Source organism: Psychroserpens citreus, assembly GCF_055686305.1.
The window spans coordinates 1,575,675-1,591,102 of sequence record NZ_CM145999.1; the positions used below are offsets into that span (position 1 = coordinate 1,575,675).

General features: G+C 34.1%; 16 protein-coding genes. 10 read left to right on the forward strand and 6 right to left on the reverse strand.

Features of this window, described 5'->3' with window-relative positions:
- Positions 1 to 33: 33 nt before the first annotated feature.
- The 4 genes from ACTU6T_RS07025 to ACTU6T_RS07040 all read left to right on the forward strand — a co-directional run bounded on the left by ACTU6T_RS07025 (position 34) and on the right by ACTU6T_RS07040 (position 3,274).
- Positions 34 to 702 (forward strand): SCO family protein, encoded by a 669-nt coding sequence (locus tag ACTU6T_RS07025; RefSeq protein ID WP_460220529.1) that lies wholly within the window; start codon positions 34 to 36, stop codon positions 700 to 702.
- Positions 703 to 774: 72 nt separating this feature from the next.
- The gene (locus tag ACTU6T_RS07030; RefSeq protein WP_460220530.1) at positions 775 to 1,008 is read left to right on the forward strand and encodes a FeoA family protein; all 234 of its coding nucleotides are present in this window, start codon (positions 775 to 777) and stop codon (positions 1,006 to 1,008) included.
- Complete coding sequence (feoB, locus tag ACTU6T_RS07035; protein WP_460220531.1) at positions 1,001 to 3,103, forward strand: ferrous iron transport protein B; 2,103 nt, start codon at positions 1,001 to 1,003, stop codon at positions 3,101 to 3,103. Before ACTU6T_RS07030 ends, feoB begins: the two co-directional genes overlap by 8 nt.
- A gap of 30 nt (positions 3,104 to 3,133) precedes the next feature.
- Positions 3,134 to 3,274, forward strand: a complete 141-nt coding sequence (locus ACTU6T_RS07040) for a FeoB-associated Cys-rich membrane protein (protein WP_460220532.1) — start codon at positions 3,134 to 3,136, stop codon at positions 3,272 to 3,274.
- A gap of 12 nt (positions 3,275 to 3,286) precedes the next feature.
- Here ACTU6T_RS07040 and ACTU6T_RS07045 read toward each other — a convergent pair whose 3' ends face one another.
- On the reverse strand, positions 3,287 to 4,117 hold the full coding sequence (locus ACTU6T_RS07045; RefSeq protein ID WP_460220533.1) for a hypothetical protein: 831 nt from the start codon (positions 4,115 to 4,117) through the stop codon (positions 3,287 to 3,289).
- 12 nt (positions 4,118 to 4,129) lie between these two features.
- Positions 4,130 to 6,157, reverse strand: coding sequence for an alpha/beta hydrolase family protein (locus ACTU6T_RS07050; RefSeq protein WP_460220534.1), 2,028 nt, complete (start codon positions 6,155 to 6,157; stop codon positions 4,130 to 4,132).
- Positions 6,158 to 6,281: 124 nt separating this feature from the next.
- Here ACTU6T_RS07050 and ACTU6T_RS07055 point away from each other — a divergent pair, with 124 nt between their 5' ends.
- The 6 genes from ACTU6T_RS07055 to ACTU6T_RS07080 are packed head-to-tail and all read left to right on the forward strand — an operon-like array spanning position 6,282 to position 11,749.
- Positions 6,282 to 6,938: a metal-dependent transcriptional regulator gene (locus ACTU6T_RS07055; RefSeq protein WP_460220535.1), complete on the forward strand. Its 657-nt coding sequence runs from the start codon at positions 6,282 to 6,284 to the stop codon at positions 6,936 to 6,938.
- On the forward strand, positions 6,928 to 7,809 hold the full coding sequence (locus tag ACTU6T_RS07060) for a transporter (protein WP_460220536.1): 882 nt from the start codon (positions 6,928 to 6,930) through the stop codon (positions 7,807 to 7,809). Before ACTU6T_RS07055 ends, ACTU6T_RS07060 begins: the two co-directional genes overlap by 11 nt.
- Before the next feature lie 14 nt (positions 7,810 to 7,823).
- The gene (locus ACTU6T_RS07065; RefSeq protein WP_460220537.1) at positions 7,824 to 8,732 is read left to right on the forward strand and encodes a metal ABC transporter solute-binding protein, Zn/Mn family; all 909 of its coding nucleotides are present in this window, start codon (positions 7,824 to 7,826) and stop codon (positions 8,730 to 8,732) included.
- Positions 8,732 to 9,469 (forward strand): metal ABC transporter ATP-binding protein, encoded by a 738-nt coding sequence (locus ACTU6T_RS07070; RefSeq protein WP_460220538.1) that lies wholly within the window; start codon positions 8,732 to 8,734, stop codon positions 9,467 to 9,469. The genes ACTU6T_RS07065 and ACTU6T_RS07070 overlap by 1 nt, the downstream gene beginning before the upstream one ends.
- The gene (locus tag ACTU6T_RS07075; protein WP_460220539.1) at positions 9,469 to 10,596 is read left to right on the forward strand and encodes a metal ABC transporter permease; all 1,128 of its coding nucleotides are present in this window, start codon (positions 9,469 to 9,471) and stop codon (positions 10,594 to 10,596) included. Before ACTU6T_RS07070 ends, ACTU6T_RS07075 begins: the two co-directional genes overlap by 1 nt.
- Positions 10,589 to 11,749: a metal ABC transporter permease gene (locus ACTU6T_RS07080; protein WP_460220540.1), complete on the forward strand. Its 1,161-nt coding sequence runs from the start codon at positions 10,589 to 10,591 to the stop codon at positions 11,747 to 11,749. Before ACTU6T_RS07075 ends, ACTU6T_RS07080 begins: the two co-directional genes overlap by 8 nt.
- Before the next feature lie 75 nt (positions 11,750 to 11,824).
- Here the strand turns inward: ACTU6T_RS07080 and ACTU6T_RS07085 are convergent, their stop codons facing one another.
- The 4 genes from ACTU6T_RS07085 to ACTU6T_RS07100 all read right to left on the reverse strand — a co-directional run bounded on the left by ACTU6T_RS07085 (position 11,825) and on the right by ACTU6T_RS07100 (position 15,400).
- Complete coding sequence (locus ACTU6T_RS07085; RefSeq protein ID WP_460220541.1) at positions 11,825 to 12,250, reverse strand: hypothetical protein; 426 nt, start codon at positions 12,248 to 12,250, stop codon at positions 11,825 to 11,827.
- Position 12,251: 1 nt separating this feature from the next.
- A complete protein-coding gene (locus ACTU6T_RS07090) occupies positions 12,252 to 14,435 on the reverse strand; it encodes an energy transducer TonB (RefSeq protein ID WP_460220542.1) in 2,184 nt (727 codons plus the stop codon).
- A gap of 12 nt (positions 14,436 to 14,447) precedes the next feature.
- Complete coding sequence (locus ACTU6T_RS07095) at positions 14,448 to 14,990, reverse strand: RNA polymerase sigma factor (RefSeq protein WP_460220543.1); 543 nt, start codon at positions 14,988 to 14,990, stop codon at positions 14,448 to 14,450.
- A gap of 86 nt (positions 14,991 to 15,076) precedes the next feature.
- A complete protein-coding gene (locus ACTU6T_RS07100) occupies positions 15,077 to 15,400 on the reverse strand; it encodes a TraR/DksA family transcriptional regulator (RefSeq protein ID WP_460220544.1) in 324 nt (107 codons plus the stop codon).
- Between the last annotated feature and the right edge of the window lie 28 nt (positions 15,401 to 15,428).

The window sequence follows — 15,428 nt, forward strand, 5'->3', positions numbered from 1 at the left end:
CGAATCTGAGAATAACACCTTAAAAATCAGAAGATGCTAGCCTATATTAAGCAATTTAAAATGTTCTTCATCGCCCTATTATTGGTTTCAGCAATTATAATTTCAATTATATATTCTATTCTAGATGTTGAAAAGCCATTACCTATTTATCAACCCGATAGAATAGATGTTTCGTTAGTTGATAGTACCATACAACATAAACGAAAGTATCACACTATTGCTAACTTTAAATTGATTAATCAAAATGGGGATACCATTACACAAAAAGATTATGATAATAAAATATATGTAGCCGATTTCTTTTTCACAACCTGCCAAACGATATGCCCTATTATGACCGATCAGATGCTTCGTGTACAAGAGGAAATTTTAAATGATGATGAGGTATTGCTATTATCGCATTCGGTCACTCCAGAGATTGATTCTGTAGCACAATTAAAACGTTATGCGCTTGAAAAAGGAGTTGATGATACGAAGTGGAATTTAGTCACTGGCGATAGAAAACATATATATGATTTGGCAAGAAAATCATATTTAGTGGTTAAAGATGATGACTCTGAAGCCTATGGAATGGTACACACAGAAAACTTTGCACTTATAGATAAAGACAAGCAAATTAGAGGCTTATATAATGGGGTTAGCCCAACATCAGTAGATTCATTACTTCAAGACATTAAGCGCTTAAAAAAGGAATATCAATAGTTTTACAAGAACTATTTTTTTACACTGAATTTTTCACCTATTTTTGCTTCTTTAAAATCAATCTAAATAAGCTTGAAGGTCACTTTAGCAGATATAAAACGAGGTCAGGAAGCCATCATAATAGATGTGTCATCCAACCATATACCTTTAAAACTATTGGAAATGGGTTGTTTACCAGGCAATTCGGTGGAGTTGTTACAAACAGCGCCTTTTGCTGACCCCATGTATTTAAATATTAATGGAACCCATCTTGCCATTAGAAAAGAAACTGCCATTCACATTTTAATCGAGATTTCAAATGCCTAAACAGATTAATGTTGCACTCATCGGAAATCCGAATACAGGAAAAACCTCAGTGTTTAATGCGCTTACTGGATTAAATCAAAAAGTGGGAAACTATCCAGGGATTACGGTTGATAAAAAAGAGGGTATTTGTAAGTTGCCTAGAGGTGTTAAAGCACATATAATTGATTTGCCGGGAACTTATAGCCTCAATGCTTCTTCACTAGACGAAAATGTAGTGATAGAATTACTACTCAATAAAAATGATAAAGATTTTCCAGATGTTGCTGTGGTGGTTAGTGATGTTGAAAACCTAAAACGAAATTTACTATTATATACCCAAATTAAAGATTTAGAAATTCCAACGATATTAGTCATTAACATGGCTGATCGAATGGAGTATAAAGGTATTCAGTTAGATATTCCATATTTAGAGCAAGAACTCAACACCAAAATCGCGCTTATTAGTACAAGAAAAAACAAAGGCGTAGATCAGCTCAAATCATTAATTGCTAATTATAAAGAGTTATCCATTACACCTTGTTTAAATGCTTCTGAAATCGACAGAGCATATTTTGATAAACTTCAGAAAGCTTTTCCAAATCAATTATTATATAAACTTTGGTTGGTGATTACACAAGATGTAAACTTTGGAAAAATAGACCGAAATGAAGTTGATGCCATCAATAGTTTTAAAACAAAGAGTAGTGCAGATCTCAAGCGACTTCAGCAAAAAGAAACAGTAAAACGGTATCAGTTTATTAATAATACGCTTAAAAAAGGTCAGACGATTGATCTGAAATCGGCTAAAGATTTACGTATTCAACTCGATAGAATATTAACGCATAAAATTTTGGGTTATGTCATTTTCTTCGTGATTCTTTTGCTCATGTTTCAAGCCGTTTATGATTGGGCAACATATCCTACAGATTTTATAGATGAGAGTTTTGCGTCTTTAGCAGATTGGGTTAAAGGTACTTTGCCAGAAGGTGCATTTACCAATTTATTAGCCGAAGGAATAATCGCAGGAATAGGTGGAATTATGGTATTTATTCCTCCAATTGCCTTCCTCTTTCTATTTATTGCTTTATTAGAAGAAAGTGGTTACATGAGTCGTGTTGTTTTTCTAATGGACAATATCATGAAGCGTTTTGGACTTAGTGGAAAAAGTGTAGTGCCCTTAATTTCTGGAAACGCTTGTGCTATTCCAGCTGTTATGGCAGCACGAAATATTGAAAGCTGGAAAGAACGTTTAATAACTATTTTAGTAACACCTTTTACAACCTGCTCTGCGCGATTACCAGTTTATGTAATTATTATAGGTCTTGTCATTCCTGAGGGAAGCTTTCTAGGATTAAGCTTCAAAGCATTAACATTAATGGCTCTCTATATTCTTGGGTTTTTAACGGCAATTTTTTCAGCATACATTCTAAATAAAATATTAAAAATTAAGAGTAAGTCTTATTTTGTTATTGAAATGCCGAGCTATAAAATACCGTTGTTTAAAAATGTGGCATTGACCGTTATTGAAAAAACCAAAACCTTTGTATTAGAAGCTGGTAAAATTATTTTAGCTATTTCAATTGTGCTTTGGTTTCTAGCCTCTTATGGTCCAGGTGAGCAATTTAATAATGCTGAAACCATAGTGAAAAATGAAAATGTATCACTTACTGAAGTTGATTTAGAAGATAAAATTGCTGCTCATAAATTAGAACATAGTTACATAGGTATTATTGGTAAAGCTATAGAGCCAGTTATTAAACCCTTAGGTTATGATTGGAAGATTGGCATTGGGTTAATAACATCGTTTGCTGCTCGTGAAGTCTTTGTAGGAACATTAGCAACTATTTACAGTGTAGGAAGTGCTGGCGATGATGAGGATGAAGACACCATCAAAAATAAAATGGCAGCCGAAGTACATAGTAATGGCGAAAAGGTATTTACATTGGCTTCCGGAATTTCATTGTTACTATTTTATGCATTTGCCATGCAATGTATGAGTACATTAGCTATTGTAAAACGCGAGACCAATTCTTGGAAGTGGCCAATGCTTCAATTAGCTAGCATGACGATAATTGCGTATCTTGCAGCTTTAATAGCGTATCAATTTTTAAAGTAATATTTTGATATAATTACCGACAAAGCGTTTATGAACAATATCATTCAAAATATATTAGCTTTTACTTCTGTTGCCTTAGCAGTGTGGTTTTTATTATATAAGTTTGGTGTGCTTTCAAAGAAAAAAGCGAAATCTATTAAAGCTTGTGGTAATGATGGCTGCGGTTGTTAATGATTAAGATTATTATTGCTTCTTCTTTTCGGTATTGATACTGCAACAATTTGCCTCATAAATGTTATACACAGGTTCTCCTTTGGCTTTAAAGATCATGGAGTTAAAATCTAACGGGGTATTATGAAATGTTGCTTCTACAACTGTACTAAATACAATTTGCCCTTTTTTTAAATCTTTTTTTGTGCTTTTTGCCGTGCACTTACATTCAAAAAACATAGCACAAAAAGGAATCAGCGTCACTTTTGTTGGTGTTATTTTTTTGATACTAATAGCTTGATTGATAATTACTCGGCAATTATTAATGGTTGTATATGTTCCTGTAACTGTAAAGGTCGATTCAATTTCATTATAGAGATTAAGGAGCTCATTATCCAATGCTTTTTCTTTAAACTCCCAATCTACAGGTTTTCCATCTCGGCGTGTTTTGACACGTTTTATAAAATCACGACTATTTTTTGCTCCGCTCCAAGCATTTAGTACTTTGTCCTTTGCACTTATTTTAATCAATCCTGTATCTTCTGCTAGCTTACTTTCTAAATCATTAGCCTTTACAAGATTGTCAAAAGCTGCATTTATATCAGATAAATAACCATGAAGTTCTGCATGTGAACCACTATCCACATAGAACTGTTTTGGTAAACTATCTAAGGCCATTGAAAGTAAATCTATTGAACAAGTATTCTTTATGCTTTTTTTATAAGGTTTGGCATTGTTCCAGTGTACACTATTAAAAACTCTTTTAAAGGAGTCGCTACTTTGTTTGGTGGGTTTGAACTTATCACAACCTATAAATATTAGACTAATACAAACTAAAAAAAGAAATTTTGTAATAAGCTTCATTGGACTAAGGACTTAATTATTAAATTTATTTATCCATGCCAAAGTATGCGCAACTTTAGTAATTAAATTACTTGGTTTACTCGCTATGCCATGCGAAGCATCAGGAATTTCAACCAAAACGGTTTCGATTTTACGTAGTTTCAATGCATGATATAATTGTTTAGCTTCACTTGGAGGTGTTCGTAAATCATTCATTCCAACCATAACCATTGTTGGAGTCTCAATATTCCCAACTAAAGAAATTGGAGAGAACTTCCAGTAAGTCTCAAAGTTTTCCCATGGCTGCCCTGGATATCTAGAATTAGCATAACCAAAATAGTTGTCGGCAACCAAAGTTTTACTAATCCAATTCATAACTGGTTTAGCTACTACAGCAGCTTTAAAGCGATTGTTTTTTCCAATCATCCAAGCGGTCATAATACCTCCAGCGCTTCCTCCGGTGACAAACAGTTTGTCATTATCTGCGATACCTTTATTGACTAAATAATCAACACCATCCATGACATCATTATAATCTTGGCCTGGATAATTGTTGTACAATAAGTTGCCAAATTCTTCACCATAACTAGTGCTTCCCCTTGGATTTGGATAAAACACCACATAACCATCTGCAGCATACAATTGAATTTCTGCTGTAAAACGATCACCATAGTTTAAAATAGGACCGCCATGATTTTCAACTAATAAAGGATAGGATTTTGATGCATCATAAAACGGGGGCTTTACAATCCAACCTTGAATATCACGTCCGTCAAAAGATGATTTATACCATACTTCTTCGGTAGTACCTAATTGACGATGATCTAAAACATCAGTGTTTAAACGCGTAATTAGTTTAGGTGCTTTTTTATTCTGAATAACAGCTAAATCTGCAGGATACTCTGGTCGCGTTTGAGTAAACGCAATGATTCCATTATTAGACACAGAATATGAGCCAGAAGCATAAGGGCGTCCAAGAGTTGTGCCTCCTAAATTATCTGCAAGTTTTGTGATATTTCCTGAAGTTGTAATATAAGCTATTTTAGAATTCCCTTTATCATCATAAGTGAAATAGAGCCCTTTACCATCTTTGTCCCATGAGATATTTGATACACTTTTGTCTAAATTTGATGAAATGATTTTGCGATCACTCCCATTAGAATTCATAAGATGCAAGAGTGTATTTTGATGTGCTTGAACCTTATCTGCATACCCAAGAAAGGCAATGGTTTTTCCATTTGGCGAAACCATAGGAGCATAGTCAGGTCCGCTTTGAGATGTTAATGCAGTAATGACTTTAGTCTTAAGGTGTACTTTGTATACTTCACTATTTCTAAATTGATATTCCCAATCCTCAACTCTATTTGCTGAAAAATAGATATGTGTTCCATCTGGCGAGAACGACAGGCTACTGTTGTGATTATAATCATCGGTTGTTATTTGGCGCGCTGAGCCACCTTCAGCAGGTATTATGAAAATATGAGTGAATCCAGGTTCCATATATCCTTTGCCATCGGCTTCGTGCTTTAAACGATCTGTAACACGTACAGGTTTTCCCCAATCAGCACCTTTTGGTTTAGAAGGCATCTTTGCAATAATGGGAGGCTTTTGAGGCACAAACATTGTAAATGCTAAAGATGTCCCATCAGGAGACCATGTAATATTGCTAGGCGATTTTTGGAGCTGTGATAATTTTGCAATTTGTCCAGTTTTTGTCCAATACATAAATAGTTCTGAGCCTTCATCAGTAGAACTTACAAAGGCAATTCGATCACCAGATGGTGACCATCTAGCATTAGATTCATTGACCTCTCTTGAGGTTAATTTTCGATGAGACGAACCATCAGAATTAATAATCCAAAGATTACCTTTAGAACGATCTTTCATAATGTCAAAACCATTTCTCTTATATACAATTTGAGTTCCATCTGGTGATATTTGTGGGTCTGAAGCCCACTCCAAATTAAAAACATCCAAAGCTTGAAATGGTAATTTTTCAGATTGTGCACTAAGATGTTGGAAACCAATGAGAATAAAAAGAAGGAAACAAAATCGAGACATAGACTTATAGATTTTAAGATGATGTGAAGTTACTAATTATAAAAAAGCTGTCCTAACATTAATTTTTTAGTTACATTTGTAAAATATTTAAGTATACTTAAAAATAATTTAAAGCGGTTAAAAAATGTCTGTAGCTATAGAGAATTTTGTAAAAGCCATTTACAACAATAATCAACATGATATAAAAGATACAAAGCCTGGAAATATTGCCAAAAAATTGGGTATTTCAAATGCAGCAGCAACAGACATGGCTAAGAAATTAGCCGCAAAAAATTTGCTGAATTATGAAAAGTACCAAGAACTTCAGTTGACTGAAAAGGGAGCTAAAATGGCACTAAGTGTCATTAGGAAACATCGACTTTGGGAGGCGTTTTTATTTAAAATGTTTGATATGTCTTTACACGAAATTCATCGAGAAGCCGAATTACTAGAGCATCAAACTTCCGATTTACTTGCTGAAAAAATAAGCGCCTATTTAGGGAATCCTAAGTTCGATCCGCATGGGGATCCCATTCCAAATGCTCAAGGAGAAATTACAACGGAAGACACTTCTATTTCACTTGCAGAAGCTAAAGAAGGTGTGACCTATACCATTTCAAGGTTGATGAGTGATGATAAAGAGTTTTTCGATTTTTGTGCGCAAAACCAAATTAAATATAGAAATACACTAACTGTTTCAAAACAGTTTATTAATAATAAAATGACCCAAATTACTATTGGATCTAATACGATTGTTTTGAATGAAGGTTTTACTAAAATTATTTATGTTGATGAAAACTAAATATGCATTATATCACCTTGAGCGTAGTCGAAAGGTCTTTTTATTGCTGATTCTAATTTGTATTGTATCTAATGTGCATGCCCAAGAAAAGTTGTCTCCAGAAGACAATACTGATGGAGAAATTATTGAATGCATTGAAATTGTTTATGATGCATTGGTCACCGATCGGCCTGATGCCACAGAAGCCTCTTCAACAGTTGGTAAAGGTGTACTCCAAATAGAAACAGGTGGTTTATATGAATCCTTTGAGGATAATTCGATTCAATCTCAAACGTATACCTATAACACGACACTTATTCGCTATGGGATTCTTGACAATATGGAATTGAGATTAGGATGGGATTTTGTAGAAGGTCGTACAAAAGTGAATGGGAACTCGTTGGATAATGTTACTAGTGGGTTGTCCCCATTATTGTTAGGTGTTAAAATTGATATTACCGAAGAAAAAAATGGAATGCCCGAAATAGCTTTAATTGGCCATGTGTTTCCTGTATTTAGTGCTTCTCAGGATTATCGTCCTGAAACTACAGGTGTCGATTTTAGGTTTTCCTTATCTCATACATTAAGCGAAAAATCAAGTATTGGCTATAACATTGGCGCACAATGGGGAGACGATTCTCCTGAGGCAGCAGCCATTTATACTGTGGCTTATGGTTATAGTATAACAGATAAACTAGGGATGTATGCTGAACTTTATGGAGATTTACCTGAAGATAGTTCGGCTAATCATTATTGGGATGCCGGATTTACATATTTGGTGTCTAACGACTTACAATTAGACACGTATGTTGGGACTAGTATTACTAAAGGTCAAGATATTTTAATTGGATTAGGAGCAAGTTTTAGAATTCCAGCTCACCGTAAACTTTAAAAATAAAAACAAGAATGAAAAAATATATAGTAGCAGTATTAATCGTAGTATGTTTCAGTTGCAAAAATGAGAGTAAGTCTAATGGTAAATTGAATGTTGTCACCACAACAACTATGATTACAGATCTCGTTAAAAATATTGGCGGAGACTATATTAATGTACAAGGTTTAATGGGAAGTGGTGTGGATCCACATCTATATAAAGCCAGCGAAGGTGACGTGACTAAATTGGTAGAGGCCAATGTGATTTTTTATAACGGATTACATCTCGAAGGAAAGCTTGTTGAGGTATTCGAAAAAATGGGAAGTACAACTAAAACACCAATTGCTTTAGGAGAAGAGTTAGATAAAAACACTTTGATTGGCTCAGATTATTTTGCATCTAATTATGATCCTCATGTTTGGTTTGATATTTTTTATTTTAAACAGTTTGCAGCAAAAGTAACTTCGGTACTTTCAGAAAAGAACCCTGAAAATGCTGACAAATTTAAAGCCAATGAAACAGTTTATTTATCCAAATTAGACCAACTTCAAAACACCTTAAGCTCTATTATCGAAACACTTCCAAAAGAGCAAAGAATATTGGTTACAGCGCACGATGCTTTTAATTACTTCGGAAAAGCGTATGACTTTGAAGTTGTTGGATTACAAGGGTTATCTACTGCCACCGAAGCAGGTGTTCAAGATGTTCAAAAGCTTTCTGATTTTATTATTAAAAAAGACATCAAAGCGATTTTTGTTGAGAGTTCGGTTCCAAAACGTACCATAGAAGCCTTACAAGCTGCGGTGAAATCTAAAGGGCATGAGGTGGAAATTGGAGGAACTTTATACTCTGATGCCTTAGGTAATGCTGGAACACCTGAAGGAACTTATATTGGGATGTTTGAATATAATGTGAATACTATTGTAAATGCATTGAAATAATGAGTAACAAGATAGCAGTACAAGTAGATGATTTAACTGTAGCTTATAACTATAAACCTGTACTTTGGGATATTGATTTAGAAATCCCAGAAGGCGTTTTAATGGCTATCGTTGGTCCAAATGGTGCAGGAAAATCTACACTTATTAAATCTATTCTAGGAATTTTAAAACCTATTGCTGGTAGTGTATCTATTTACGGAAAATCATACGAAAAACAACGCTCCTTAGTGGCTTATGTTCCTCAAAAAGGAAGTGTAGATTGGGATTTTCCAACGACAGCTTTAGATGTGGTTATGATGGGGACTTATGGTAGTCTGGGATGGATAAAACGACCAAGACAGAAACAAAAGAAAGCAGCTTTAGAAGCGCTAGAAAAGGTAGGGATGTTACCGTTTAAAAATCGTCAGATTAGTCAGTTGTCTGGTGGTCAACAACAGCGTATTTTTTTAGCAAGAGCTCTAGTGCAAGATGCTTCAATATATTTTATGGATGAACCTTTTCAGGGTGTCGATGCTACAACAGAAATTGCCATTATAAATATTTTGAAGGAACTTCGAAAAGCTGGAAAAACAGTAATTGTTGTGCATCATGACTTGCAAACCGTTCCTGAATATTTTGATTGGGTTACGTTTTTAAATGTCAAGAAAATTGCCACAGGTCCAGTTAAGGATATTTTCAACGATGATAATTTAACAAAAACATACGGCATTAATTATAAAGTGAGTATACAAGAATAATGGATATTCAGGAGTACTTTTCGTTAGTTTTTTCAGACTACACCCTAAGAACCATCACGCTAGGAACTGCAATTCTTGGAGCAGTTACTGGGATGTTAGGAAGTTTTGCTGTTCTCCGAAAACAAAGTCTTTTGGGTGATGCTATTTCACATGCTGCTTTACCGGGAATTGCTATTGCTTTTCTAATATTAGGAGCAAAAGATAGTAATATCTTATTGTTAGGTGCTTTGATAAGCGGTTTAATAGGTACGTTTTGGATTAGAGGAATTATCACAAAAACCCATTTAAAATCAGATACGGCTCTTGGACTCATTTTATCACTCTTTTTTGGATTCGGAATGCTATTACTTACTTTTATTCAGAAGCAACCAAATGCTAATCAAGCTGGATTAGATAAGTATTTATTCGGACAAGCAGCAACACTCGTTGAAAGTGATGTTTGGATGATGGCTATTGTCACTGGAATTTGCCTTTTTGTATTACTCTTATTTTGGAAAGAATTTAAAATTTTACTCTTTGATAAAGACTACGCTAAAACTTTAGGGTTTAATACAAAAACCATAGACATACTCATCACGAGTTTTATTGTATTAGCTATTGTTTTAGGTTTACAAACCGTAGGTGTAGTGCTTATGAGTGCAATGTTATTAGCACCAGCGGCTGCGGCACGACAATGGACAAACAGTTTAGCGACTATGGTTTTTTTAGCTGCGCTATTTGGTGCATTCTCTGGAGTATTCGGAACAGCTATTAGTGCTAGTCAAAATAATTTATCTACTGGGCCAGTAATCGTTCTAGTTGCTGCGGTTTTCGTTTTTGTATCTTTTGTGTTTTCTCCGAGTCGTGGATTACTATTTAAACAAATTCGATTCATTAAGAATCGTCGTGATTTACAATTACATAAGACACTGTCATTTATGTATGATATTGCCATTACTCACGATGATATTTCGCATCCGCACGAAATTAAAATCTTAAATAACTTCCAAGGGTATACTAAAGGGACTCTTAAGAAACTGGTTGAAAAAAACTACGTCACGCTTCAAGGATCAACATGGAGTTTAACTAATGAAGGATTTCAATCTGCACTTAATTTATATAATCAATTAACCGAAGAAGATGAATAGCGCGCAAATTGAAATACAGTTGATTGCGAGTTTGGTCGCTATTGCATGTGCTATTCCTGGGACATTTTTGGTACTTCGGAAAATGGCAATGATTAGTGATGCTATTAGTCATTCAATATTACCAGGAATTGTAATTGGGTTTTTTATTACCCAAGATTTAAATTCTCCATTACTTATTTTACTAGCTGCATTAACAGGTGTGATTACTGTAGTGTTGGTAGAATATATTCAAAAAACAGGCTTAGTTAAAGAAGATACAGCCATTGGGCTCGTTTTTCCTGTACTGTTTAGCATTGGTGTATTAATGATTGCTAAAAAAGCTAATGATGTCCATCTCGATATAGATGCAGTATTGGTTGGAGAATTAGCGTTAGCACCATTTGACCGACTCTTAATTTCTGGAATTGATGTAGGGCCGAAATCTTTATGGATTATTGGTGGAATTCTCATCCTCACCATTGGTCTTTTGATAGCATTTTTTAAAGAATTAAAGCTGAGTACATTTGATAAAGGATTAGCGGCTTCACTGGGGTTTTCTCCTGCAATTATTCATTATGGATTAATGACTATGTCTTCAATTACAACTGTTGGCGCCTTTGATGCAGTAGGAGCCATCCTCGTTGTAGCATTGATGATTGCTCCGGCAGCAACAGCCTATTTATTAACCAAAGATTTAAAGAAAATGTTGCTATTGTCAGTCGCATTTGGTGTCTTAAGTGCGATTTCGGGCTATTGGTTTGCACATTGGTTAGACGCATCTATCGCAGGTTCTATAACCACGATGCTAGGACTCTTGTTTTTAATGGTGTATTTATTTGCACCTAGTAAAGGCATTATTGCTGTTTTGTATAGAGAAAAACAACAACGTACTGAAGTGTCATTATTAACTTTTTTGCTGCATTTAAAAAATCATGATGAAGAACGGGAACGTCATGTCAATCACTTAAATGAACACATCAATTGGCAAAAAGTACGATCTAAAACAGTTTTAGAATTAGCCCTAAAAAACAATATGATTCTTATTAATAATAATATTGTGTCGTTAACCACAAAAGGTGATGAATTTACAACAAAAGCCATTGATTATATTATTACTAATGAAGATGCTCAGATTGAAGATATGAAAGATGATTTCTTCTTATTTAGAGGCTAGATAAATCAATTATTCTGAATGTGAAACTGAGGGCAGTCGAAGTGTAAAAAGAAGAGGTTCTAAAAGCCCTAATTTTCATAAAGTAGAAGACTTAAATAGCTTTAGTCTTCTCGCAATTAACACATCGGTATCATAAAATACAATAAAGTCTGCAATTACACGGTTTGTTTTATCTCGCGGAGATTTCGTATTAAATCGCGCTTTTGAATTATTAAAATTAAGAGTGTATTTTTTATCTAAATCTAAAGCCGATGTTCTAAACGTAATTACCTTTTTATCTATAGTCCATGTGCCTTTGCCATAAGTTCTAGCTTCTTTAGGAATGCCATTTTCATCAAATCGATAATTATAAAACTCAAAAGTTCCATCTGTGCGTAATGTTAACTTTCTTAGTAAACTAAAACTATCAGAATCAGATTTTAGTTGATAGACACCTGCAACATCTTGTGCATTTGAGACGATTGAATTCAAAGTAAATATTAAGAGGAGTATATATTTCATATTATTCAAAGGTATCATTTAATTGTTCTAATATAGTTTTAAGTTCTTGAACGGTCACCTCTTTAAACTCAAAATTTATTTGAGGGTCTTCTTCAGTTTTCGTTTCAATAGTATCTATATAAAGCTTTCCATGATCTCTTTTTATGGCCACTAAAATTACATCTCGATGTTCTGAAACGGTTTGAAAATCATAATAGTCATTATTTTTCCAACTAGGTAAGACTGAATTCGAGGATTTAAAAACCATACTTACTGTCGTGTCTTCTGCGTTTTTAATTTTAAGCTTGTATTTTATTTTTTTAGCTCTAGAATTGATGAATCGATCGCAATTTATCCATCCCAAATTTGAAGATTTAAGCACATAATAATTAAGGTCTTTTGAAGTGATACTAGAATCAGTTTCATCACTTAGTCTTGATTCAAACTCTTCAGCCGTAACAGAGGCGTTACCAGCAGAAAAGGTTTGTTTAGGAACAAGTTTCATCACGCTTCTCGAAGGGATTTGAGTCTCATCCCAAGGGATTCTAATGATATGTCCGCCACGAGAAATAGAATCATCCTTAAGAATTTTAAATCGTGTACCTTCCATTTCAAATAATGGCTTTCTTAAAATCACAGCGGTTTCAATGTAATTTGGTCTAGTGGTTAAATTGATTTCTCTGATAAGCCGTTGTTTTTTAAATAGTTGCCATTGTTCTAGAAATTTGGAGTCGACAACAAAATCCTTGTCATGCATAATTTCTTTAATGGTCTCTTGAATACCTCTTGTATTCCTATAGATAGTATCCATTATTATAGAATTTCTTGAATTATTTGCGCTAAATCTCGAATTACTAGGAACAATTATACTGTCTATGTCTTGAGTCATCGAAGTTCTATTTGTTACATTTTGGTCACCTTCAATTCTAAATGTGATTGGTAAGGAATAGGGTACATTCACTCGTTTACCACGTTGCATTCCTGGTATCATTTTTGGGAGCATATTAATCACACGATCAGCTTCTCGACTCAATCTAGGATGTTGAGCTCTAGTCTGTATAAACGCAATATTACCTTCAATATCAATCTTAAAAATGCAATGGATGCGTTGTATTCCTGTTAATCCCAATCCGATACTTACATTTGTATTAAAATTTCGGTTTATAAATTTAGAAATGGCATCAGTAGTGCACGCTTTTCTAGTGTCATTATCTTTAAATTCACAACCTGGAAATGTGGGTGCTTGCTCCACTGAATTAAATGGGACATCAATAGTCTCTTCAATAATTTCATCTGAGGCTTCAATGGTTTCAATCTCTCCCAAAAGGTCATTTTGAAGTGTCCAATTGATATTATTGTCGTCCCATCGTCCAGAAAATAATTGCATGTTTGTTTTTTTGCGTTGTGTCGGAAACAGGATATCGATTGGGGAATCGTCTTTTATTTTAAGGTCAATTTCACCCTGCTTAGCTTCAATATATAACATACCTCCAGTTTCCAAAAGTTTGCCATGCGATACGGTAGATAAATTTGCTAAGAGAATGTCTGATAGTTTGAAGTATTCTGAAACATTAATGTTTATATCACCTGTAATAGTTTGGGCTGAGATGGGATGTGCAAACGAACCTGCTTTTATTTTTATAATCGTTCCTTCTTGACAGCGAATTACAGTGTCTTTAGAGGTGTTGATGTCATAAACTTGTGCAGGTTTTTTTAATTCAATTTTTGTGTTTAAAGTTTCTCCAAATTTTAATTTGTGTCTTGTAGTGGTATGAATCACTTCTAATTGAGATGCTGTAGAATCTGAATTTATGTCTAGCGTATCACTATCAATTTTTGACATTTGTTTGTCTTCTAATGGTCTATCTGACAGAATAGAGCTTTGAGGTTCGTCTATTGAAATTGGTTCTATTTCAGGAGTATCAATCAACAAAGTGTATAGCATGAGTAAGGCTCCAATAACAATGATAGTGATACCAGAGATTTTTACCCACTTTTCTGTAATATAAGATTGCTTCGCTTTGTGAATATCATTCTTAACAGCAATACGATTTAAACCTCCTAAAAAAATAAGATGCTCCTCATAAATGGTTTTGAATTCGGTATCCTGTTGAAGTTTAGATTCAAAATCTATTTTAGATGCCTCAGGCAGAAGATTGTTGAGGTAATTGTTTATGAGTTCTATATGTTGAGTATGACTTTTCATGCTTTTTCTGATTTAAGATTGTACCGATTTAAATTTGGTTTGATAGATGTCTTTTGCTTTTTGCAAACACTTGTACTTCTGGTTTTTTGCAATTTTTGAAGATTTAAATTGCATCACTTTTGCTATCTCATGAAAAGACATGGCTTTGTGATAAAACAGTTGTAAAAGTTGTTGACATCGTTTTCCAATTTCTAGAAAAGCATGTTCGGCGAGTTGGTATTTTTGTTCTTCTATTACGTCTTGAAACACTTCAATTTCTTGAGCGTTCAGAGTTTTTAATTGTTGTTTGTTCAAACTTTTTTGTTGGTCTGACCACACAAATCGAGATACCGAATATAAGTAGGTGTAAAACGAAGAGGTGAGTTTAAAATTTGAAGTTTCGAGGTTACGATTTAAGATGATAAGTGCCTCTTGAAACACATCGCTGGCATCGGATTTATTTCCGCCTTTAGAGAGAATCAATTTCTCAATGCGAGGGTAGAGGCGATAAAGTTTTTTAAACGCTTTATCACGCTGACCACTTTTAAAAAGTACTAAAATGTCTTGATCACTCATACACTGTTTTACTTATTAATGGTCAAAAGACGAAAAGGTCTCCTAAAATTATTAAATAAAACTTGCAATAATGATACCAAATAGTACTACTTCGCACAGTTAACACAAAGTAGACTTTCGGGCCTAATGAGTATACGTCCTACAGGAATGGTTTGTTTGCATCTTAAACAGATGCCAAAATCATCGTCAACAATTTTGGATAATACACGATTTAGATTTGTGAGTTTTATTTCAGCTTGCCGTAAAGAGGCTTCATTAACACTTTTATTATTGATGGCATCCATTCTACTTACACGGCCAATTGCATCATTTGGCGAAATGGGTTTGGTGAGTTCTTTATAGTGTTCAATGGCTATTTCAGTTTTTGAAATCTCTTCTAAAATAGTAATTTTTATTTGATCTTTATCCATAGCATATCGTTCTCTGTGATCTAAGATA